The following is a 23,293-nucleotide window of genomic DNA, read 5'->3' as shown; positions in this document are numbered from 1 at the left end:
GTGCATTACCAAGCAAGCCGATATTAGTGCCCCAACATGGCTAATATTGCTGACGCAATTTGATCGAGAAAAAGGAGGTCATGACAAAGCATGGACACCCGATTAAACTCGGCTTCCCCACAGCCCGCTCCAAAGTCCAACAAATGGACGCATGTAAAAAGGCAGCTTAAGCGAAATATCGGGTTGTACATCATTATCTCGCCGGCGGTGCTATATTTTTTGATCTGGCATTATTGGCCGATGTACGGCGTCCAGATCGCGTTCAAGGATTTTATGCCCGGGCTTGGCATTTGGAACAGTCCATGGGTCGGGTTCGAGCACTTCGAGCGGCTTTTTGACGCTTATTATTTTTGGACGATTCTGAAGAATACCATCGGGATCAGTTTATACGGACTGCTGGTTGGCATTCCCGCTCCAATCTTGCTTGCGCTTTTGTTCAACGAGATTCGAAATCGTAAATTCCGCTCATTCGCCCAAAGCATCTCCTACGCCCCGCACTTCATTTCGGTTGTGGTCGCGGTTGGTATTCTGTTCTTCTTCATCTCACCGACGAATGGCGTCTTCAACTCCATCCTTGTTTCCTTGGGGAGGGAACCGGTCGATTATCTGGCAGAGCCATCGAAATTCTGGCATCTGTACGTCTGGTCGGGTGTATGGCAAGGAGTTGGCTGGTCTTCGCTCATCTACAGCGCTGCCATATCGGGCATCTCGCCTGACCTGTACGAGGCGGCTTATATGGACGGGGCCAGCAAATTTCGGCGAATATGGCATATTACGATTCCCGGTATCGTTCCGACCATCGTAATCCTGTCCATTCTGAGCGCCGGCGGCATCATGAGTGTCGGCTTCGAGAAAATCCTGTTGATGCAAAACCCGATGAACCTGGAAACCTCCGAGGTGATCTCCACTTACATGTACAAAAGTGGGCTGCTTAACACCCAGTACAGCTTTTCCGCGGCCGTGGGCCTGTTCAACAATGTGATCAACTTTATTATCCTGATCATCGTCAATGCGGTTGCACGCAAGGCGGGGGAGACCAGCTTATGGTAAAGACTCGTCCGTGCAGGATTAAGGAGGGAATGTAAGCTGTGCTGCTGAACGTCAAACGAACGCCTGGAGAAAAGCTGGCCGATATCATCATTTTAGTGCTGTCCGTCCTCGTGATCATCATTATTTTGTACCCGCTTCTCTTTGTCTTGTTTGCTTCATTTTCCGATCCGCGCCAAATATGGGACAAGCCGCTGCTGCTGTTCCCGGCAGGTTTCAACCTGGACAGCTACGCCAAAGTGTTCGAGAACAGCGAGATCTGGAGAGGGTATGCCAATACACTCCTCTACGCATTCATAGGGACTGCGATCAATATTATGATGACGGTATTTGGCGCTTATCCGCTGTCCAGAAAGCGCTTTTACGGCAAGGGACTGTTTACGCTTCTGTTTGCTTTTACAATGTTTTTCGGCGGTGGGTTGATCCCTCTTTATTTGGTAAACAAGGAGCTTGGTTTGCTGAATACGATGTGGGCCTTGGTGCTCCCTGGTGCGATCAGCGCCTACAACATGATTATCATGCGAACCTACTTCCAGACCCGGATTCCGGTGGAACTTGAAGAGAGCGCCTATGTCGATGGCTGCAACGATTTTCATATGCTGTACCGAATCGTCCTGCCTTTGTCTATGCCCATCATTGCTGTCATGATCCTGTTCTACGGGGTCGGCCACTGGAACTCTTATTTTGACGCCATGATTTATTTGACGGATCGAAATAAATTTCCGCTGCAGCTGATTTTAAGAGAAATACTGGTTCAGAACGACTTCAAGGAAATGGCCGGAATATCGGTCGGTGCCGAATATGCGGATCAGATGATGGTCAAGGAAGGCCTGAAATATGCGATCGTCGTATTATCCGCGCTGCCGCTGCTCCTGCTGTATCCGCTGCTGTCGCGTTTCTTTGAGAAAGGCATCATGGTGGGAGCTATCAAAGGGTAAAGCCGATCAAGGGAGCGGTCATTACCGCTTGGAACTCATAACTCATGGAAAGAGGGGATACGGAAATGAGAAAAGGAATGAAGCTTCTGCTTGCCTTAACGATGACGTTCTCGTTGGCGCTTTCCGCTTGCAGCGGTTCGGGAGGAAAGGCAGAGCCGGAACCAGCCGGAACAGACGGAGATCCCGGCAGCATCAAGTTAAGGATCGTTAAGCGCGGGTATACCGATGTGCATCCTCCGGCCGATCAATTATGGATGTGGCAAAAATACGAAGAAATGTCCGGCATTCAAGTCGAATTTGAGGAGCTGGCGGGCTCCGCCGTGACCGAAAGGAAAAATGTCATGCTCGGCTCCAACGACCTGCCGGATGCATTCTATCGCATTGCCTTTGGCACCGACGAGCTGATGAAATACGGCAAACAGGGTTTGTTTGTTCCGCTTGAAGACCTGATTGAGCAGCATGCGCCAAATTTGAACAAGCTGCTGAAGGACAATCCGGACATCAGGGGAGCAATCACGATGTCGGACGGACATATTTATGCCCTGCCTTACGTTGATTTCTCGAAAGCGTTTAATTCCGTTCGTTTGTATATCCACAAGGGTTGGCTCGATGAAGCGGGACTTGAGGTTCCGAAGACGACCGAGGAGTTTCGCCAGGCGCTGAAAAAGGTGCGGGAGAAGGACAGCTCGCGTCTGGGCTGGGTGCTCGAGTCTTCCTATTGGACTTTCCTGGAGAGCTTCCTGGCCGGCAGCTTTGGTATGGGGGAAGGCGGTGCCAAGGCATTCGGCCAATATCTATATAAGGATGCGGACGGACAGGTCAAGACGACGTTTAATGATCCGAAGTACAGAGAGCTGCTCCGCTACATGAGCGATCTGTATAAGGACGGGTCGCTGGCCCAGCAGAATTTCACGACGGGCTACGATTATGCGAAGTGGTCTACGGACGGTTCCAATAATCTGATCGGTTCGTTTGTATGGGAAGGGCCGGGATATATCGGTAAGGATGCGGCGGAGAACTATGTGGGCATTCATGCCCTCGAGGGGCCTAATGGGGATAAAGTCGCAGGGGTGCTGGGACCGCCGGCGAAAGGAATCTTTGGATTTGTCATCACTAACAAAAACAAATATCCGGTTGAAACCATCAAGTGGATCGATTATTTCTATGGGGAGGAAGGGATTAACTTCGCCACCGTTGGACTTGAGGGTGAGACCTACGAATTGGTTGACGGCAAACCGAAATACAAAGACGAGATTTTAAACTACAAGGGCGGCGTGCAGTTGGGTGCTTTCCAATATGTCGATAATGTGTATGGTGCTTATTATCCGTATGTTGAGCCTGACGACGATTTGCGGATGGCGGCGCGCGGGACGACGGTAGCCGACGAGATCAAGGCGGATCCGGCTGAACTGGATCAGCTGGCGCCTAAAGAGCTTTGGCCGGATTTTGTTCCAACGGATGACGAAGCCAATCAAACGAGCGCGATCCTGACCGACATTAATAAATACATTGAGGAGATGCGGGTGAAGTTTGTGACGGGGAAAGCCAGCTTGGACACGGACTGGGATAACTACGTCAAGACCCTGGATAAAATGGGAGCCCAGAGCTACCTGGATATCAAACGGGCGCAGTATGAACGTTATTCGAATGTAAAGTAACCGAAATGGCTCAAAGAACGGACGATAGGAGCGGTTTACATGCCAATGATGCAAACGCTATAATTTTAGTACGACAAGATTAACACTGGAAAATAGATAAAGATGGGATGAGAACCAAGTTGACCAAAGACAATAAACCACCGCTGTACCGCGTGATGATGGACGAGTTGAAATCGCAAATTTCATCAGGCCACTATCCTCCTGAAGCCCAGCTTCCAACGGAGGCCGAGCTGAGCTCCGCCTTCGGCGTGAGCCGTATTACAACAAGAAGAGCGCTAGAGGAACTGGAGCGGGACGGGTTTATCTACCGCATCAAGGGAAGCGGCAGCTTTGTTAAACCCCGGCAACGTGGACAGGAGAAGCGGGCGGTTGGAACGGAAAAAATGATATCGCTTATCCTGCCTTCCGAAGACGACCGCGGTACGATGGGATATATTCGCGGAGCTTCGGACTGGCTCAACGCGAACGGCTACTATTTGAGCATTCACCAAAGCGATTACGATTCCCAGAAAGAACGCGATCTGCTGGAAATGCTGACCCGAAAGGGCATTGCGGCCATCATATTGTATCCGCGGAACGATCAGACGAACTATGACATTTTGCATCGACTTTGCCTTGAGGATTATCCGATCGTGACCATCGATAAATATTTTGACAGCCTGCCGTTAGGGGCGGTGGTTTCCGACAATTTGGGCGGTTCCTATCAAGCCGTATCCAGGCTAATTGAGCTCGGTCATCGAAAGATTGCGTTTCTGACAGCGGTCAGTATTGAATCAACCTCATCGGTGCGCAACCGCTATTTCGGATACTGCCAAGCGCTGAAGGACCACGGGCTTCCCGTCGATAGCCGTTATATCAGGTTGAATATGAAGGATTATCGGGAGAAGGTTGGCTTTGAGCAATTTTATAATGAGCTGCTGGACTCTTATCAGGCGGAAGGGGTAACGGCTGTTCAGACGGAGAATGATCTGATCGCCGCCAACTTGCTGAACCGCTGTTTGGAACGAGGGATCCGCATTCCGGAGGATATATCGATCATAGGCTTTGATAATAACCCTGTCACAGAGCATGTCATGATCCCGCTGACTACCGTTGAGCAGAATTTTTACGAGATTGGACGCCAAGCGGCCGAACATGTTGTAAACTGGCTGGAGAGAGGGAAACAGACACCGGATCGGACATTGATCCCCGTCAAGCTGGTAGAGCGTGATACAACCGCTCCAGCTCCAAAAGGGAAAGTCACAGAGTAGATTTGATATGAAGAGTAGATTTGATATGAAGGCTGATTGCCGGGTAGACTCTTTACCTGCGCGCAATCAGCCTTTTTATAGGCATGTAAAAGTTGAATATAAAAATTCTCTACTTACTCAAACACTCTGCATGGATGGTACATTATTTAGAGGTAAGGAGTCCGATAAGCGAAACATGACACCAAGCGAACCAAGACATGAAAGGAGGTGAACAACATGTGTACGATTCATATGCTGGTCGGGATACCGGGCAGCGGAAAAAGCTATTATGCCAAACAATTGTGCAAAAGCGAGCGGGCCGTGCTGGTTGTGACGGACGCGATACGCGAAAGGTTGTTTGGCAGCGAATCCAAACAGAAAAATACGTATTTGGTATTTGACGAGGCTTTCGCCGAAATCGAACAGGTACTGATGTACGGTCGAAACGCCGTATTCGACGCTACAAATGTCAGCCGGGAGCGGAGACAGAAGTTCCTGAAGCGATTTGGCGATAGATCGGTGGAATGCCATATTTGCACAGCCCCTTATGAAGTGGCTCTGGAAAGAGTTAAACGACGAAAACGCCGGCTCGATGAGAAGATCATGACGAAATATGCCAAGAATCTTGAATTTCCTGTCATCGGAGAAGGATTCAGTGATTTGCATCTCGTTCACGAGCAGGGCGAAACTCAGCTTACAAGAGAAGAACTGGAAGTGCTGCTAACACGCAAACCGGGTCATGATGAGTTATTCGGCTACTTGTCCCAAACTCCTTATTTCAACGTGATGCTGGGATATGATCAGGAGAATCCGCATCATTCCAAGACGTTGTCGGAGCACACGTTTGCCGTGCTGGAATATATTAATGCTTTCTATGAAGGCGAGCATCTGCTGGCTATGCAAATAGCTGCGCTGTTCCATGACGCGGGCAAGCCGTTCTGCAAAGTATGGAAGCAGGCAAGAGGGTACTATTCCTATTATGGGCACGAGCATGTATCGGCAAGCATAACCTGCCATACATTGAAGGATCTCGGTTATGAACATGCATTTATTCAGCACGTCGTTCAACTAGTGAGCTTTCATATGGAAATTTTGCATGGAGGGGATGCCGGGGCATCCAAAATCTATCATTTGTTAGGCGAAGATGTGCTGGCTGAGCTGTATTTCTTCGCGGAAGCCGATACCTACGGCAAATAAGGGGGTGAACAACGATGAAAATGAAGTATCCCAAAACGATGCATTTGCCATGGTCCAGAGGTTATACGGATGACGATAAGATTTTACGGGATACCGACCATTTTACGGGGCAGGAAGTTGTCATTACCGAGAAAATGGACGGAGAGAACACCACGATGTACACCGATTTCATCCACGCCAGGTCCCTGGACAGCAAGGATCATCCTTCCCGTCATTATGTGAAGACACTGCATGGTGGCATCAAGTATTTGATTCCGGAAGGTTATCGTCTTTGCGGGGAAAACGTATATGCCAAGCATTCGCTCTCGTATGGGGCGCTGCCTGCCTATTACATGCTGTTTTCGGTGTGGAATGAGGATAATGTATGCTTGTCGTGGGATGAGACGGAGGCTTGGGCGGAACGTCTGGGGCTTGTATCAGTTCCTGTCTTGTACCGGGGAGTCTGGGACGAGGGTGCTACCAAAGCATGTTATACGAAGCAGTCAAACTGTGGAGGGGAACAGGAAGGTTATGTGGTTCGGCTGGCTTCCTCATTCGCTTATGACGATTTTAAACGCAGCGTTGCCAAGTTCGTGCGCAAGAATCACGTACAAACCGATGAGCATTGGCTAAGCAAACCGATCGAACCGAATCGTTTGGCTGCTGGGGAATACAACAGTAAGATTGAATAAATTTTTAGAGAATGAGGTGTTGATCATGTAATTCCTGATTGCTTTTTATATGAGATGATGTGAATACATAGACATAAGCTGCCGCTTATATCGGGGCTTTTTTTATTGTTTTTTTGTACATACGGTTACCACATTTTGTTAGTTCAAGTATAATGAACCTATACATAAGGATGAACAACAGAACGATCATTATTTCATGATAGGAGATAAGATGAATAAGAAGAGGATGTTTCGAGTTTCTGCTCCGTCAGGGGTCAGATTGATGATTTCGATGTTGATTTTAATCGCTATTCTTCTTGGTAATATCATGAGACACCACGGGGAAAGGGATGTCTTTTATTATTTCTGTATCATATGGTCAGTTTTTTGTTCCGCCGTATTCATCATCTCCGTATATAGAACCTACGTGAAGAAGCCAAGTGTGATGGAATTGGCTCAAGAAGGAATCGTCATAAACGGGACAGTAATTAACGCTGAAGCTGTGAAATGTTTACTGATCAACCATGACAGCAAACCGGTGATAGGGATCAAGCCGAAAGGGCGTGCAATTGTACCTCTAAGGTTATGTTTTACGTTCGAGGAGGAGCAGGTGGAAGGGATCAGGCAATTGGAAACATGGGCAAAAGAAAAACAGGTAAAGGTGTCAGAGGGATATTTTATGAGATGGATGTAGAAAGGACTTACATTTTATTCCACTTAAAGGAGGATGATAATGGAGGGGTTATACTCATTTATTATCCTTGTTATTTGTGTCGGTCCATGGGTCCTGAGCAAGATCATTGATGTAGGCGAGGAAGAAATGCGTGACACGCCGGTGTATAAATGGTATCTTCTGGGCTCATGGGCTTTATTACTTCCGATACTCATCCTTGTATGGACTATGGATAGGAGCAGACCCTATCCCATATTGCCATTCTTATTATCCGGCATTTTCTGCTTTCGCGGATATATGGAGTGGAAATACATACGCGAAACCAGGCGCCATCAAGTTTCAATCCTATTGGCTGCAGCTTCACTTTGCTTCACAGGTTTGATGATATTAATTCTCCTATTAAAATATTAAAACAAGAAAGCAATCAAGAAGAAATGTCCCGAAGATGGGTCAGCTATAATGTAATCAGGTGTTTAGACATGAAATTCATTATGGGGAGAGGCAATCATGAATAATATGTACAATCATTTGGATATGACCCGAATATTAAACCGAATCGACACATTAAGCTCTCAAGCACAGCCGTTATGGGGAAAAATGGATGTTGCCCAAATGCTGTCTCACTGCTCCGCGTTCCAAGACATAGCCATGGGCATTACGAATCCTCCAAGAGGTTGGTTAGGTATATTGGTAGGAAAATTCGCGAAGCCTGTTTTTTATAATGAAAAACCGTTACCCCGCAATATGTCTACCATTCCGGACATTTTGATTGCGGATCCAAGAGAGTTTGAAACGGAAAGAGAACAATTGAAAGAAAAAATTATAGCATTCCAAAAGAACGGACCTGAGGGATGTACCACGCATCCCCATTCATTCTTCGGCAAAATGACCCCGGAGCAATGGGGGAAAGGATTATACAAACATTTGGATCATCATTTAAAACAGTTCGGCGTATAAGGCTCAAAAAAAACCATGCAGTAGTGATGAAGAACCCCGTAGAGTCAGCACACCATGAACGTTGGCTCTACAGGTCAGAGGGTTCTACTGCAGATTATGTATTTTTCTTTAAATCCAATCCTCGTATTTCTCCATCGTAAACTCGCCTTCCAGCTCCAGCCGGGTATTCGGCTTACTGCCGTCATAATAGTTGACGTCCATCGTTGATCCAGTCCAATATACGTAAAATACGCCATTCCCTCTATACTCGATGCGTCCCCGGTTATCATTCACCTCCTGGTGCTCAAAATAATACAGCCTTGCATCCAGGCTTCTGGAGTTCTCGTTATAACCCTGGGTAATCGTAAATTCCAGCGGTGCAAACTCATCTAATTTTAACGTATCCAGATAAATCGTAAGCTCCGCGTCCGGATTGTTCAGCAATTCATCCGAATCCGGTAAACACTGGAGCGGCTCGGGTTCCGTCTCCGTCTCGAACCACAGCATGATTTGCGGCCGTTCATTGACTTGGCTGCGGGTTGCGTAGGCATTGGATTCGGCCAAAGCGTGTTTTTCGGTTCCGTTATAACGGATTAAAGTTAAGGTTCCTGTCATGTGAATCTCCTTATCTATTTTTCCTTAAGCACATTGAACCATTGTACCTATCGGTTTCATGCCTTGTATCGTTTCGATCAAATTGTACGACCAGTCATCTTTACAATCCGCAAGCGAATTCGCGACGGACGATTTAGATATGCAATATGATTTCAATATTACAGCGTCGATCTCCGATCTCGTATGGTATCCGGATGAACGATTTGACGAATACAAGGTACACCCGAACTTCAAAGCGGTGATGGACAGGCTTGGCATAACGGTTCCCGTATGAAATATCTATGAGCGGTAACATTGGTCCGAGAGATCATTCCTGATGATCCGCCTCTAAGGCCCATTTCGCTCGATAAGCGGCAGGGGAAATACCTTTGAACTTGGTGAACAGCCTTGTGAAGTAATGAACGGATGAGAACCCGGTTCGCTCTGCAATCACCTTGATGGGATCACGGGTATGCTGGAGCATTAGCTCGGCTGCCCGGATTCGTTCGGTGCGAACCATGGAGGAAAAGGATTCATGAATACTCTCCGCAAACAATCGGGATAATTGCCGCTCGGACACATTCAGGTAAGCCGCCACTTCGGGTAGTGACACAGGCCCGCCGAGGTTGTCTCTTATGTACAACTTTGCCTTTTGAATGAGTTGTAACGCGGATGATAAGAGCGGAGCGCTTTCGAAACTGCCGGAAGCCCCGAACAGGCCAGGAAAGGATTGCAGGAGTACATGTGCTAGCTTCGGCAAAAGCGATACAGGCAGCGATGTGTCGGATTCCGAGCGCAGCAGCATGGATTTCCATATTTGAATGGCAGGCGAATCGCTGGCGTGCTCGGTCCAAACGGCACATCGCTGAAGAGCCTCGATGTATTTCACCGTTACTTCTTGGGCAGACGGTCTCTCCATTGGTTCAAACGCGACGAATAACAGATTCAGACCGTCTACGTCTTTGATCTGATGCAACCGGCCTGGGATTGTACAGAAGGCTACCCCTTCATATAAGGGATACATCTGATCGCCGTCCGTATATATGCCGGTTCCGCCGTCCACATAACAAATCTCATAGAATGAATGCCGATGTATGGAATTGGCCGTCAAATGCTGGACGCTCCCCCAATAATGGACAAGGAACGAGAGGCTTTCGCCTTCAAGCCGTCCAGCATAACGATTAAGGCGTTCCTCGCTTTTGCTCCAATGGTACAAGGCATTTGCAGCTCCTTTGGCGTAATTTTGCAAAACGTCGTCATTCCCGTGCAAATACGATTTCGCTCGCCCTTACTATAATGAACTTAGATAAACCATAACATATTGAGAGGGTGCATGGTGATGATGGACGAAAAGGATGTGCAATTTTACAAAGACAATGGGTACCTGCTGGTCCGAGGCGTTTATAATCAACAGGAAGTAGAGGATATGAGAGCGGCAGTTGAAGGGATTATCCAGAGGGCGGCACGCGCCAAATCGGATCAAAACCATGCATGGCAAGGCGACTTCCTGCCGCCTGAGCAGCTTAAGAAGCTGGTTCTGAAAGGCTTTCACGACGTGCACTACCATGATGCCGCTTTTATGCGAGCCGCGATCCATCCTCGAATGACAGAAGCGTTGAACCGAATCATCGGACCCAACGTGCAGCTGCATCACTCGAAAATGCTGGTTAAGCCTCCTGCTAACGGGGCCGCTTTTCCCATGCATCAAGATTATCCGTATTTCCCTCATCGCGATCACACCATGTTAGCCGCCAGCATTCATCTCGATGATGCCGATATGGAGAACGGCTGCCTATGCGTCGTCCCGGGATCCCATAAACAAGGCGTTCTGCCGCATATCGGCGCTTACTATTTGAACCACAAGGAGTATCCGTTATCTTCTGGAACTCCATGCCCGGCCAAGGCGGGCGATGTACTCTTCTTTAATTACCTGACCATTCATGGCTCGGACGTGAACCGGAGCGAGCGAACCCGGAGAAACATCCTGTTCCAGTATCGTGACGCTGCGGACGTGCCTACGGCGGATGTTCACTTCGATTGGGGAATGGGCTTAATGGTAAGCGGAAGCAATCCGGATTTCAACAACGTGAAGCCAAAATATGAAATCATCCGTGCGAAATGACCACACCATAGTACCGATCCCTATACTGAATTCTAAACTAGCTTAAAAGCCCCTTGCGGGGCTTTTTTCTATGCCTGGAATCCATGCCTGTCATGGTTCACAACAAATATGTAAAAATAATTCGTTGTAATGTCAGCCGGCCCCCCTATACTAGATGATAATAGATCGGTTGATACCAAATGGGGGGAAAGCATGAAACTTCAAGCTCCGGGCAAAGCATCAAAATGGTTTGTGTATCAGAAAATCGTCATCGTTTTTATTCTATTATTACTTCCTCTCATCTCTATGAATATTTGGTTGAATTATAAGGGGATGTCCGTGACGAAGGAGTCTCTCTTGAACTCCGCGACAGCAGGAGCATCTTTCTATTCCAAGCAGCTGGATAAAGAGATGTATTTTATCCGGAATTTACAGCTGCAGCTGTTAAATGACAAGGATCTGCAGAAGCTGAGCTTTCGAGGCAGCATGCTTGAGAATTATGAAGAGGTGGAGCTCATCGATCAGGTCAGGGATCGGCTTGCAACCCTTATGGTCTCCAGCGAGTACATCGTTAGCGCCGGCGTTTACGTGAAGGATATCGGGAAAACGATCTCGACCACAACAGGCGTGACCAATACGCCTAATAAGGAAATGGAACGGATATCTTCCATGATGGCGGTGATGCCCAAGCCTTCTTTTTATCGCAGCGGTGAGCGGATTTTCCTGATTGAAACCGAAAACAACGGCGGCATCTGGTCCTATATCGAAATTTCACGAACTAAGCTGCTGGGGGCTTTAAGCGAAATCGCCAAGCTGTATCCGGAATCCGAAGTATTACTCGGGAGCAAAGAAGGGGGGACCATATTAACGACGGCTCCTCGGGCCGATGAGTCATCCGAGATTTTGAGCCATATCTTGGACAATCCCAGCCCGGAGCAAAGTGTGCCGGCGACGGGGGAACTGGAAGGCGTAGACTATTTTATCAACCAGAATGAAGTTAGCGCGCTGCATCTGTCCCTGGTTATGTATGTGAACCAAAATGAAATCACGCGGCCTTTAAGCCAATTCATTACATGGTTTTATACGTTGTTTATTCTGGCGGTAACCGTCATGGTGCTCTATTCATTCTCGGTCAATCTGATGATCCACCGGCCTCTGTCCAAGCTTGTCAAAGCCTTTCATATGATCGAAACCGATAATTTGAACATCATGATCGAGTCCAGAAGCAAAGACGAGTTTCATTACGTATTTAACGGGTTCAACAGGATGGCGTTTAAGCTCAAACATTCGATTGAGGAAAACTATGAGCAAAAAATAGCACTGCAGCACTCGCAGCTGAAGCAGCTGCAGTCCCAGATCAATCCACATTTTCTATATAACAGCTTTTTCAATATTTATATGATGTGCAAGGTTGGAGACTCGGACAGTGCGGCGGAACTCTCGCAAAAGCTCGGAAGCTACTATCAATACATCACGAGAAGCGGCTCCGACGAGGTTCCTTTCTATACGGAATATAAGCATGCGCTGGATTACTGCGACATTCAAGGCATCCGCTTCTCGAACCGGATCACATACGAGCATAAGGAAATTTCGGACATCCCGCCGTTCATAACTGTTCCGAGACTCATCATACAGCCTATCGTAGAAAATGCGTTTGAACACGCGTTCGAAGACGGCATGGAGGAGGGGGAAGTGTACATCAGCAGCGATTACCGGGAAGGCAAATTGCGTGTCACGGTACAGGATAACGGGAAGCTGTTAACGAATGAGATGCTGCAGTGTTTGCGGGACAAGCTTGCCATGGATTCGAAGCATATTGAAAAAACAGGTTTGATCAACGTGAACAACCGGCTTCAGCTCAAATATGGACCCGGAAGCGGATTGTTCATCTCGCGCAGCGACTATGGCGGCTTGAAGGTGGATCTGATCATTATCATCGATGGGATAGAGGAGGCATCATCATGTACAGACTGTTGATCGTGGACGACGAGCCTGTCATCGTTAACGGCTTGGTTCAGCTTTTTCAGGAGCATGCACAATTGGAACTGGATGTATGCAAAGCTTATTCCGCCAAGGAAGCGCTGGAGATTGCCATGAGAGTGAAGCTGGACATCCTGGTCAGCGATATACGAATGCCCCATAAGAACGGGCTTCAACTGATTGATGAAATTACATACTATTGGCCGCATTGCCGAATTATTTTCCTGACCGGTTACAGTGAATTTGATTATGTGCATGAAGCACTGCGCAAAAACGTGGATAACTACATCCTGAAAACCGAAGGAATCGATCCGATTTTTCAAGCTGTCCAAGAGGCTTCATCTAAGCTTGATGAGGAAAACCGTCGCAGAATTCAGGCGGAAAAGGCAAAGGTGCATTTTCAAATCGCCGAGCCTTTGCTGAAACGGGAGCTGATACGACAGGTATTGAAAGGAGAAGCCGTCCATTCCCTGCTGTCCGAGCCCCGCTATGAAGAGGTGGAGTTCCGCATCGATGTAGATCAGCCGGCATTCTTTATCATCGGAAGGATCAATGGAGCGGCGGAGTCAAAAACCAAGGATGTGGCGCAAGCTGTTCAGATGACGTTTATCAACGATTTGCCTGCCTCATTTGCATGTGAGCATGCTGTTCTGGATGATGCCTTACAGGTATGGCTGCTGCAGCCGGATGCGGAGCTTCGGGGACGTTTTCGCGGTGATGAGCCGGAGAGTGAGCTTCATTGGCACGGGGTTATGTCCTATATGAGAGGCATCCTGGAGCTGGTCCAAAATGAATGCGAAGAACTGCTCGGTGTTCATGTTTCTTTCGGAATTTCGGGCAATCTGCTTCATAAATGGGATACCTCGGGACAGCAGCTTGATGTTTTACGATCCATGCTGCAGAGCAGGGCTTCGCTTGGTCAAAATATGGTCATTGTGGACATTGAAAAGGCTAAAGAGCTTGAGGATACGAACCAAGATTATGACCGGTTCAAGCAGGATGATATGAAATTCGACGTGATCGACCGGATCCATAAATATATCTTGGAGCATTTATCCGGGGATGTCTCCTTGACTGCCATCGCGGAGGAAGTCCATTTTAACCCATCTTATCTTTCGCGCTACTACAAGCAGCTGACAGGGCACAACCTGCTGGAGTATATCCAGGCGAAGAAGCTGGAGGGGGCGCTTCACCTGATGCAGCATACGAATATGAAGTTGCAGGAGATTGCCACGCGGCTCGGATTCGAATCTCCTTCCTATTTCACGACATTTTTTAAGAAAAAGATGGGTGTTTCCCCTCAGGAATACCGAAATTCCCAATAAGTAAAAAAAGTGAAAGTGAAGTAAAAATCTTAAAATTGATAGCGCTTTCCATTAAAAACTATAATGATACCTAAGCAACACAGATATCCAGATTACGTCAGATAAAGGGGGAAAGCAATCATGAGATGGATCAAGCTAGCGAAGATGATGTTGATTAGCACGATGACGCTTTCGGTAATGGCTGCATGTTCGAATCAGGTAAAAGAATCTGAGGGGACGCCGGCCAAAACCACTACCGAGGATGCAAAAACCAATACTGCACCGCCCGACCCTCTCGGCAAATATCCTGAAACGGTAACGGTCACGCAAGTGCTCGGCTACAATCCGCCGGAAGACCCGCGGACGCCTCAAGGGATTACACCTGAACAGAATGCTTACTTCAAAGATCTCAAAGACATGCTGAACATTGAGGTTCAGTACAAATGGACGGTGCCTTCCAGCCAGTTCGAACAGAAGTTTTCATTAGCCATGGCTTCGGCGGACCTGCCGGATATTATGGAACTGGACCAGAAGAACTTCGAGAAGCTGAAGAAGCAGGGTATGCTTGCCGATCTAACCCAAGCTTACAACGACTACGCTTCGCCGGCACTGAAAAAATACATGGAGTCTGACGGCGGCTTTGCGATGAAGACGTTTACGTCGGAAGGAAAGCTGCTTGCGATTCCCGGATTTGAGGATCCGTTCCTGTCGACCCAACTGCTCTGGATCCGCAAGGACTGGCTCGACAACCTGAATTTGCAGCCGCCGCAAACCATGGATGAGCTGGAACAGGTTGCAAAGGCCTTTGTGCAGCAGGATCCGGACCAAAACGGTAAAAGTGACACATACGGTATCGCGATGCAGAAGAATCTGTTCTTCTGGGGCTTTGACCTGAGGGGCTTCTTCAATGGGTTTGGTGCTTATCCGTCCATCGGGGACAACCAGTCTGCCTGGATCAAGGACGACAGCGGCAAGCTTATACCTGGACTCATTCAACCGGAAGTAAAGACCGCGCTAGGCAAGCTGCAGTCCTGGTACAAGGAGGGGATTCTGGATAAAGAATTTGCCTTGAAGGACGAGAACAAGTCCGTTGAAGATATTACCGCAGGCAAGGTTGGTATTTCCTACGGCGAATGGTGGTATCCGAACTGGCCATTGAATCTCAATGTCGACAAAGATCCTAAGGCAGAATGGATTGCCCTTCAGATTCCTGGACTGGATGGACCCGGGAAGTCGATGGTACCCAAGATTCGCAGCAATAAGCTCGTGGTCGTGAACAAAAAAATGAAGAATCCGGAAGCCGCCATTAAGATGATCAACTTCTACATCGAGATGGGCAACAAGAAGTACATGGATCAGAATAAAGCGGAAAAAGGATATGTATACAATTGGTTCAATCCGCGGATTTATAATCCGGCCCAAATCGATACGATCTATACGGAGGTTAACAAAGCGCTAGACGCGAACCAATCGGAAATTACGCTGGATGACGAGAACTACAAAAATGTGGCGGACGTCTTCAAAGCAACAAAGGATTACCTTGCAGGTAATACCGCAGATGCCTCGAAAGGCGTGAATTGGGGTCAGTATTTCAGTCGGGCGGCGAAAGACGGCGGCTGGGGAATGACGCGGCAAATCAAAGAGAATCAGGCTTACGTGAACAATGAATTCTACGGCCTTCCCACGGCAACGCAGGTGGAGAAGGGATCCCAGCTTGATAAACTGATGCAGGAAACCTTCACCAAGATTGTCATGGGGGCTTCGCTGGATGAATTCGATAAATTCGTTCAGAGCTGGAAGTCGCTTGGCGGCGATCAGATTACGCAAGAGGTCAACGATTGGTACGGCCAGCAGAGTGCCAAATAATCTTTGAATGATAGAGCGGGAGGATGAGCCTTGATGAAGTTGGCAAATTCCTCCCGTTTTAAATGGACGGGGAGGTTCATCTGTGAGAACGCTAAAAAAAGAATATCTGCTGCATTTGATGTTGCTGCCTGGAGTTATCGTCACTTTGATTTATGCTTATGGACCTATGGCCGGTCTTGTCATGGCTTTTCAACAATTTGAGCCGCTAGCCGGGTTCTTTCACTCGGAATTCGTTGGCTTTGATAATTTTCGCTATGTATTTGAACTGCCCGATTTCAAGCAGGTATTGTGGAACACCATTGTCATTTCCGTATTTAAAATGATTTTGTTTTTACTGGTGCCTCTGATCCTGGCACTGCTTCTCAATGAAGTCACCCGAAGATGGTTCTCGCGTTTTATCCAATCCGCCATTTTCCTGCCGTTCTTTCTGTCCTGGACGGTGCTTGGCGGCGTCATCATTGAATTGTTCTCCTTGAATGGTCCAGTGAACGGCTTGGTGGGCGCACTGGATATGGAACCAATCATGTTTATGCTGGATAACCACTGGTTCCGTGGGATCATCATCGGTTCGGACGTATGGAAAGGGATGGGCTATAACATGATTGTTATGCTCGCTGCCATAACAGGAATCCATGCCACGCTGTATGAAGCTGCTGAAGTAGACGGAGCGGGAAGATGGAAGCAGATGATTCATATCACGCTCCCAGGCATGGCACCGATTCTCATCCTGCTGGGTGTATTAAGTCTTGGCGGAATTCTCAACGCCGGTTTCGAGCAAATTCTGATCATGTACAACCCGACGGTTTATGAAGGAGCGGATATTATCGATACCTTCGTTTATAGGCTTGGAATGTTCAGTCAGCAATTCGGACCTGCCGCCGCAGTCGGCTTCTTTAAATCGGTCATCTCGCTGGCTCTCGTGGCTGTGACGTACTATGCAGCTTATAAATATAACAATTATCGGATCTTTTAGGCTGGAGTGGAGGTAGGAAAATGCACAAACCAACGATCAGCAGAAGGCTGTTTGTAATCGTGAATACGCTGGTTCTAACCGCAATCACCTTGCTCGGTATCATTCCGTTCATTCATTTGCTCTCGATTTCGTTAAGCTCGAATACAGCGGCGATGGCGGGGGAAGTGAGGCTCTGGCCTGTCGGCTTTAACCTGGATGCTTATCGGTACTTGGGCGAAAAGGTCGAGTTTTTTCGATCATTTCGAGTTTCGCTAACGCGGGTCGTGCTAGGGACGGCAGTGAATATGTTTTTGGTATTCATCACCGCGTATCCCTTATCGAAATCCAATCATCAATTTAAGTTTCGAACACCGTACGTGTGGTTTTTTGCCATTACGATGTTTTTCGGCGGGGGTTTGATTCCCACTTACATGATCGTGAAGAATACCGGCTTGATTGACTCCGTTTGGGCTCTGATTCTGCCTGGGGCACTCAATGTATGGAACATGGTCCTGATGCTGAACTTCTTCCGAACGATTCCGAAGGAGCTGGAGGAGGCGGCAACGATTGACGGTGCCGGACACTGGAGAATATTATGGCGTATCTACCTGCCGGTTTCGCTGCCGTCCATTGCGACTATCGGCCTGTTTACCATCGTGGGACACTGGAATGCTTGGTTCGACGGCATTCTGTACTTGAATTCACCGGATAAATATCCGCTGCAAACCTATTTGTCTACACTCATTATGTCAATCAATTCCCAAATGACCTCGATTTCGATCGAACAGATCAAAGCAATGGAGAATTTGAGCGAGAAAACGCTCCGGACTGCCCAAATATTCATGGGAGCGCTGCCGATCATGGTTGTGTATCCGTTCCTGCAGAAGTATTTCGTCAAAGGAATGACGGTCGGAAGCGTCAAAGAATAAGTGCTTGCATAAAAAGGAGAAGAAACGGATGAATAAGGTTAAGGTTGCCCTCATCGGAGCAGGACTGCGAGGCATCAATTATATGGAATATGCCCTGCTGCATCCCCATGAGCTGGAGGTGGTTGCCGTTGCGGAACCGAATCGGCAGCGGAGGGAACAGTTTCAAGCTAGGCATGGTCTTGAAGACGCGGCGTGCTTCGAGAATTGGGATGATTTCTTTGCAGGGCCCAAACTCGCGGACGCGGTATTGATATGCACCCAGGATAAGCAGCATTTCGAGCCGACAATCCGGGCGCTTGAGGCCGGTTACCATGTGCTGCTGGAGAAGCCGATGTCACCGGATCCCGAAGAGTGCATCCGGATGGGCGAGATGGCTTCGCAGGCCGGCCTGGTGTTTTCCATTTGTCACGTGCTGCGGTATACGCCGTTTTTCACGACTTTAAAGGAACTGTTGGAGCGTGAGACCATTGGCCAATTGATGTCGATCCAGCATAACGAGAATGTGGGCTATTGGCATCAGGCGCACAGTTTTGTGCGTGGAAATTGGCGTCGTAAGGAGGATTCCAGTCCGATGATTCTCGCCAAGTCCTGTCATGATCTCGACATTTTGCTCTGGCTTGCCGATTCCGATTGCCTTCGGGTATCCTCTTTCGGCTCGTTGAGCCATTTTACGGCTGCGCAAGCACCGGAAGGTGCACCCAAACGGTGTTTGGACGGATGCCCGGTCTCGGACCAGTGCCTCTATTATGCGCCTGATCTATATTTGACAGAGGATACGAATTGGCCAACGTCGGCGATCAGTGATGATATGAGTTATGATGCCCGTTATAAGGCGTTGCTGGAGGGACCATATGGCCGCTGCGTATACCATTGCGATAATGACGTGGTGGACCATCAGGTCGTTAATCTGGAATTTGCCAATACCGTGACGGCGGCATTTACGATGAGTGCGTTTACGCGAGATGTCAGCCGCACGATCAAGCTGATGGGAACCCGTGGTGAAATCCGCGGAGCGATGGAGAAGAACGAAATTGAGATCATTCATTTCGGCAGCGGCAAGATCGAGCGGATAACATTTGAGGATAGGGGCGGGCATGTCGGGCACGGCGGCGGTGATATGGGTCTGATCAAGGATTTCCTGAGGCTGGTGCAGACAGGGGGAAACCATCAAGGACTTACTTCGGCTAGCCGTTCCGTTCAAAGTCATCTCATGGCGTTTGCCGCTGAGCAGTCGAGAGTAGATGGAAATGTCATCTCGATAAAGGAATTTGAGCAGCAGTTCAGCACGCAAGTAAGCACGATGCCCGGGAAATAATGTATAGAACGCAAGCCTGATTGCAGCTGCAATCGGGCTTGTTTTTGTATTTTAACGACAAGGAATAGACACCTCTCAATGCAAGGCTCTAAGGCACAACACCAAGTGGCTGGGTAGGGTAAAATAAACCTAGTGCTTGATAGAGGAACAAATAGATCGGCCGGAATTTGACCGATTTTTTTGAATGCTTGGTTTAACTGATAGGAGTTGACGATTATGAGATATCTAAAAGATATTCAGGAGCCGGGGATGGGAACCTGGTATTTTGAAATGGACAACAACGGCACGGCTTATAGGCAGATCGTTCTTTATGAGGATGGCAGCTGCATTACATCCAACCGGAAGCATGATTCCTATCATTTCATGCTGGCGGAGCACCCTCTTAATCCGGAGGAACCCTATTATACAGAGATCAGTCAAGCGGCATTCGAAGAGCTTTGGATGGAACAGCTGCAAGCTGGCCAGATGGACTGGCATCGGACCCAACGTTTATTTTCAGTCGGCGCTAAAGTGGAAGGTTTCATCGAGGCCTTTTTTCCGCAAGGCACATTGATTAACTTGCTGGAGCCGGGGGCCGTAGGCTTGGCGGACACGTCCGCTCTGGAAGCAGCCGCGTTTTCTTTTACGTGACGAGACCTTAATAATTAGCTCAGGAAACCACGGAATCGTGGTTTTTTTTGCGATTGCGGACATGCGTATGAAGCGTTTGGTTTGAATTGGATATAATTTGCTATGCTCGGGATATCCTAATCTCAAGTGTATATCTTTGAACGAATTCAAAATGCTCAGGGAAGGGTAATCAAGTATAATTCCAAGACGATACAGGAGGTTAGCATGAAACATACAAACGGTATGTCCGATGCTGCGATTCTCGGGATGGGTACGGCATTGCCGGCACATTCAGTGGCACAGTCGGATATTGCGGATTTAATTGCCTCTACGCTGCAGGATCAACCCGATCTGGCCCGCTTTGCTCGAAGAGTATTTAGATCCTGCGGTGTCGAAACTCGTTATACTTGCGAATCCAACTACCTTGGTCCATTGGAAGAATGCCGCTATCTGCCTTCCCATGACAAGTCAGATATCCCGACAACCGAGGAACGAATGGATACATACAAGCGGGAGGCCCTCCCGCTTGGCGTAGCAGCAGCCGAGAAGGCGTTGAAAGATGCCGGTATGTCACCGAATCGAATCACGCATCTCATTACGGTCAGCTGCACGGGCCAATACCAGCCGGGTATGGATGTACTGCTGGTCCGTCAGTTGGGGCTTTCTCCGCGGGTCAATCGTCTGCCGTTGATATTTCAGGGATGTGCTGCGGGTCTTAAGGCGATTCAAATGGCAAGGGATGTTGTAAGGGGAGCGCCGGCATCGCAAGTTTTGATTGTGTGCGTGGAGCTTTGTACCCTTCATTTTCAGCCGGTCAAGGAGAGGGAAGCGCTGTTTGCAGCCTCGTTTTTTGGGGATGGGGCCTCATCCTGTGTTATCGGTCTTCCGGAAACGAATTATCGGCATTATTTGGAGCTCGGCCCGGGTTATTCGGTCCTGCTTCCGGATTCAACGGAGGATATGACGTGGGAGGTAGGCAATACAGGCTTTGATCTTTTTTTATCGCCGCGTATTCCCAAGCTGCTCGGTATTCACCTGGAGGAAGAACTGCGTATTCTGCTGAAGGACGATAAGGTTCCGGAATTGTGGGCCATCCATCCTGGCGGACGGGGCATCGTGGATTCCGTGCAGGAAGTCATGCGCTTGACCGATGAACAAACCAAATACAGCAGGGACATCTTAAGAACGGCAGGGAATCTCTCCTCCGTGACCATTATGTTTGTGCTGAGTGCGATGCGTAAGGAGATGCAAGAGCTGGACAAAGCTTCCACGGAAGGGGTAGCTATGGCCTTCGGGCCAGGTCTGACAGCGGAGCTCATGCGTTTTACCTACGTGAAGGCTTATGCGTCATCGGTTAAGGAGCAGGACCATGTCCTTCTTTAGAACCTTGTCCATCCGGGCGCAGGAAGATGAGCTGATGGATGACTTCTCCATGGGAGGGGAAGAGTTGATTGAAGCGCTGAAGCACTTAAGGCGGCTGAATCGGATCTTCGCGGCGCCGGGACCTACCCTGAACGGCGTGGAGAAGCTTTGGAAATCGATGGGCAGCCCGAGCACCCTTAGCATCATGGACGTAGGGGCCGGTTCAGGCGATGTGAACCAGAAGCTGCTGCAATGGTCGGATCAAAGGGGCATCAAGCTGAATATTACCTTGGTCGATATGACGGAAGAAGCATGCGATGAGGCTAGACGACTGTTTCAAAACGAACCGAGAGTTCGAGTTTGGCGCGCCGACGTTAAAGATGTCCCCGGTGCATCGGCTGATATCGTGACCGGTTCCCAGTTCATCCATCATTTCCAGGGCGATCAGCTGGTGGAGATGGTGACACATATGCTGCGAGCCTCTATTCACGGGGTCGTGATCAATGATATTCATCGGCATCCGGTACCCTACACGGCTGTCTGGATTACGACGCGCATCATTTCCCGCAATCGCTATATTCGCCATGATGGTCCGTTATCGGTTGCAAAGGGATTTAAAGGGAGAGATTGGAGAGAGTTGAAAAAGCAGCTTAATCACGACACCATGACCTATGAATGGAAGCCACTATTCCGTTATTCCGTTGTTATCCCGAAACATCGGACACCCTAGTCATCTACTCATTTCGGAAGCCAATGTTCTTCAGTTAAAGCTATAAAGGCAGGTGATCATATATGTCAAAGCAAGCAGATGTCATTATCATCGGAGCGGGAGTAGCCGGCACCAGCTGTGCACAACAGCTTGCAAAGCAAGGGCATCGTACGATATTGCTGGATCGGCAATCATTTCCGCGCCATAAAACCTGTGGTGAATTCATGTCGCCAGAGACCCAAGAGATGCTGGATTATCTAGGCGTCCATCTAATGGGTGAAGAGGTTAAGCCTAGTTCCATGGATCATGCCAAAATCGTGATGTCACACGGCGGTGAGATTAACGCTCCGTTACCGGGACAGGCAACCGGTATCAGCCGCTATGAGCTGGATCGCCTTCTTCATGAGAATGCAGTGAACGCGGGTGCGGAAATTGTCACGGGAACAACCGTGACCGGTATTCAGAAGCTGGGTGATCATCGGTATGAAGTCGATGCGAGGCAAGGGAACGAGCGCGTTCGATATGAGGCAAGGGTTGTCATTGGTGCATATGGTACAAAAAGGCCGCGTGGCGTGGCCGCTGCCGAGGAATATCGGGATGACACCGTCTATGTCGGCGTAAAATCGCATTTTAGCGGCATTACGATACCGGCCCGTGTTGAACTGTATTTTTGCGATGGGGGTTATGTCGGGATTTCGCCGATTGAAAATGGAACGGTCAATGTGGCCGCGTTGCTGACCTTGAACTCCGTGCAGGGCAGCGGCAAATCGGTGCCTGAAATTCTCCGGGCCGCTTCACGCACGAACAGAAGGTTGGCCGAACGGATGGCTGAAGGAGAGCCTGTTTCGGGAACCCAGGTATCCATTGCTCCGCTTCGTATATCCCATACACCGCATCCATGGTCGGAATATCCGCACATCGGCGATGCGATGCTGATGCTTCCGCCGCTGTGCGGGGACGGGATGTCGGTTGCTCTGCGATCATCATTGCTATGCTCTGGCTGGACAGACAAATATTTAAAGGGAGAAATAAACTTCGTTCAATGGCGAAAACAATATACACTTGAAGCCAATCGTACGTTTACGGAGCTTCTCAGAAGGGCAAGGAGAATGCAGAACCTCGCTTTCGCCAAAACCAATCGCTTCTATCCAGGCATCGCCAGGATGATTCCAGGATTGGCTTCCTATATCGTAAAAGCTACCCGATTATCCGAATCGGGCATAGGCACCAGATAATAGCCGCAT

The 23,293-nt window shown here is 48.6% G+C and carries 23 protein-coding genes; 21 read left to right on the top strand and 2 right to left on the bottom strand.

Annotation, left to right across the window (positions count from 1 at the left end; genetic code table 11):
* The first annotated feature begins 90 nt into the window (after window positions 1-90).
* From PLA01S_RS04695 to PLA01S_RS04655, 9 genes are all read left to right on the top strand, one after another.
* Window positions 91-1,050: an ABC transporter permease gene (locus PLA01S_RS04695; RefSeq protein ID WP_127590308.1), complete on the top strand. Its 960-nt coding sequence runs from the start codon at window positions 91-93 to the stop codon at window positions 1,048-1,050.
* 38 nt (window positions 1,051-1,088) lie between these two features.
* Window positions 1,089-1,985: a carbohydrate ABC transporter permease gene (locus PLA01S_RS04690; RefSeq protein WP_100536813.1), complete on the top strand. Its 897-nt coding sequence runs from the start codon at window positions 1,089-1,091 to the stop codon at window positions 1,983-1,985.
* Window positions 1,986-2,050: 65 nt separating this feature from the next.
* Window positions 2,051-3,643, top strand: coding sequence for an ABC transporter substrate-binding protein (locus PLA01S_RS04685; RefSeq protein WP_127590307.1), 1,593 nt, complete (start codon window positions 2,051-2,053; stop codon window positions 3,641-3,643).
* 107 nt (window positions 3,644-3,750) lie between these two features.
* Entirely contained in the window at window positions 3,751-4,893 is a 1,143-nt protein-coding gene (locus PLA01S_RS04680) for a GntR family transcriptional regulator (RefSeq protein ID WP_246059327.1), read from the top strand.
* Between the two features lie 216 nt (window positions 4,894-5,109).
* Window positions 5,110-6,069, top strand: coding sequence for an AAA family ATPase (locus PLA01S_RS04675; protein ID WP_127590305.1), 960 nt, complete (start codon window positions 5,110-5,112; stop codon window positions 6,067-6,069).
* Window positions 6,070-6,083: 14 nt separating this feature from the next.
* Window positions 6,084-6,740 (top strand): RNA ligase family protein, encoded by a 657-nt coding sequence (locus tag PLA01S_RS04670; protein WP_127590304.1) that lies wholly within the window; start codon window positions 6,084-6,086, stop codon window positions 6,738-6,740.
* A gap of 262 nt (window positions 6,741-7,002) precedes the next feature.
* Window positions 7,003-7,413 (top strand): hypothetical protein, encoded by a 411-nt coding sequence (locus tag PLA01S_RS04665; RefSeq protein WP_246059326.1) that lies wholly within the window; start codon window positions 7,003-7,005, stop codon window positions 7,411-7,413.
* Window positions 7,414-7,446: 33 nt separating this feature from the next.
* Entirely contained in the window at window positions 7,447-7,803 is a 357-nt protein-coding gene (locus tag PLA01S_RS04660) for a DUF4181 domain-containing protein (protein ID WP_307719750.1), read from the top strand.
* Window positions 7,804-7,899: 96 nt separating this feature from the next.
* A complete protein-coding gene (locus tag PLA01S_RS04655) occupies window positions 7,900-8,349 on the top strand; it encodes a DUF1569 domain-containing protein (protein WP_127590301.1) in 450 nt (149 codons plus the stop codon).
* A 108-nt stretch (window positions 8,350-8,457) separates the two neighbouring features.
* Here the strand turns inward: PLA01S_RS04655 and PLA01S_RS04650 are convergent, their stop codons facing one another.
* A complete protein-coding gene (locus tag PLA01S_RS04650) occupies window positions 8,458-8,943 on the bottom strand; it encodes a hypothetical protein (protein WP_127590300.1) in 486 nt (161 codons plus the stop codon).
* Between the two features lie 58 nt (window positions 8,944-9,001).
* Between PLA01S_RS04650 and PLA01S_RS31855 the strand changes: the two genes are divergently transcribed.
* Window positions 9,002-9,217 (top strand): hypothetical protein, encoded by a 216-nt coding sequence (locus tag PLA01S_RS31855; RefSeq protein ID WP_164817290.1) that lies wholly within the window; start codon window positions 9,002-9,004, stop codon window positions 9,215-9,217.
* 33 nt (window positions 9,218-9,250) lie between these two features.
* Here the strand turns inward: PLA01S_RS31855 and PLA01S_RS04645 are convergent, their stop codons facing one another.
* Entirely contained in the window at window positions 9,251-10,138 is an 888-nt protein-coding gene (locus PLA01S_RS04645) for an AraC family transcriptional regulator (protein WP_127590299.1), read from the bottom strand.
* A gap of 123 nt (window positions 10,139-10,261) precedes the next feature.
* Here PLA01S_RS04645 and PLA01S_RS04640 point away from each other — a divergent pair, with 123 nt between their 5' ends.
* The 11 genes from PLA01S_RS04640 to PLA01S_RS04590 all read left to right on the top strand — a co-directional run bounded on the left by PLA01S_RS04640 (window position 10,262) and on the right by PLA01S_RS04590 (window position 23,284).
* The gene (locus PLA01S_RS04640) at window positions 10,262-11,044 is read left to right on the top strand and encodes a phytanoyl-CoA dioxygenase family protein (RefSeq protein ID WP_127590298.1); all 783 of its coding nucleotides are present in this window, start codon (window positions 10,262-10,264) and stop codon (window positions 11,042-11,044) included.
* Window positions 11,045-11,236: 192 nt separating this feature from the next.
* Window positions 11,237-13,000 carry a histidine kinase gene (locus tag PLA01S_RS04635; RefSeq protein WP_127590297.1) on the top strand — a complete coding sequence of 588 codons (1,764 nt, stop codon included), beginning with the start codon at window positions 11,237-11,239 and terminating at the stop codon, window positions 12,998-13,000.
* Window positions 12,985-14,328, top strand: coding sequence for a response regulator (locus PLA01S_RS04630; RefSeq protein WP_127590296.1), 1,344 nt, complete (start codon window positions 12,985-12,987; stop codon window positions 14,326-14,328). The genes PLA01S_RS04635 and PLA01S_RS04630 overlap by 16 nt, the downstream gene beginning before the upstream one ends.
* A 120-nt stretch (window positions 14,329-14,448) precedes the next feature.
* Window positions 14,449-16,173, top strand: coding sequence for an extracellular solute-binding protein (locus PLA01S_RS04625; protein ID WP_127590295.1), 1,725 nt, complete (start codon window positions 14,449-14,451; stop codon window positions 16,171-16,173).
* Window positions 16,174-16,255: 82 nt separating this feature from the next.
* A complete protein-coding gene (locus PLA01S_RS04620; RefSeq protein ID WP_127590294.1) occupies window positions 16,256-17,146 on the top strand; it encodes an ABC transporter permease in 891 nt (296 codons plus the stop codon).
* 20 nt (window positions 17,147-17,166) lie between these two features.
* Window positions 17,167-18,054, top strand: a complete 888-nt coding sequence (locus PLA01S_RS04615; RefSeq protein ID WP_127590293.1) for a carbohydrate ABC transporter permease — start codon at window positions 17,167-17,169, stop codon at window positions 18,052-18,054.
* 28 nt (window positions 18,055-18,082) lie between these two features.
* Complete coding sequence (locus PLA01S_RS04610; protein WP_127590292.1) at window positions 18,083-19,369, top strand: Gfo/Idh/MocA family protein; 1,287 nt, start codon at window positions 18,083-18,085, stop codon at window positions 19,367-19,369.
* A 216-nt stretch (window positions 19,370-19,585) separates the two neighbouring features.
* A complete protein-coding gene (locus tag PLA01S_RS04605) occupies window positions 19,586-19,999 on the top strand; it encodes a hypothetical protein (RefSeq protein WP_246059325.1) in 414 nt (137 codons plus the stop codon).
* A gap of 204 nt (window positions 20,000-20,203) precedes the next feature.
* The gene (locus PLA01S_RS04600; protein ID WP_127590291.1) at window positions 20,204-21,361 is read left to right on the top strand and encodes a type III polyketide synthase; all 1,158 of its coding nucleotides are present in this window, start codon (window positions 20,204-20,206) and stop codon (window positions 21,359-21,361) included.
* Window positions 21,348-22,070 (top strand): SAM-dependent methyltransferase, encoded by a 723-nt coding sequence (locus tag PLA01S_RS04595; protein WP_127590290.1) that lies wholly within the window; start codon window positions 21,348-21,350, stop codon window positions 22,068-22,070. The genes PLA01S_RS04600 and PLA01S_RS04595 overlap by 14 nt, the downstream gene beginning before the upstream one ends.
* A gap of 62 nt (window positions 22,071-22,132) precedes the next feature.
* Window positions 22,133-23,284, top strand: a complete 1,152-nt coding sequence (locus PLA01S_RS04590) for an NAD(P)/FAD-dependent oxidoreductase (RefSeq protein WP_127590289.1) — start codon at window positions 22,133-22,135, stop codon at window positions 23,282-23,284.
* The last annotated feature ends 9 nt before the right edge of the window (window positions 23,285-23,293 follow it).

The sequence above is a fragment of the Paenibacillus lautus NBRC 15380 genome (assembly GCF_004000945.1).
GTDB lineage: Bacteria > Bacillota > Bacilli > Paenibacillales > Paenibacillaceae > Paenibacillus_AQ > Paenibacillus_AQ lautus.
The sequence above is the reverse complement of the archived record's forward strand: the minus strand, read 5'-3'. Positions and strand labels throughout refer to the sequence as shown.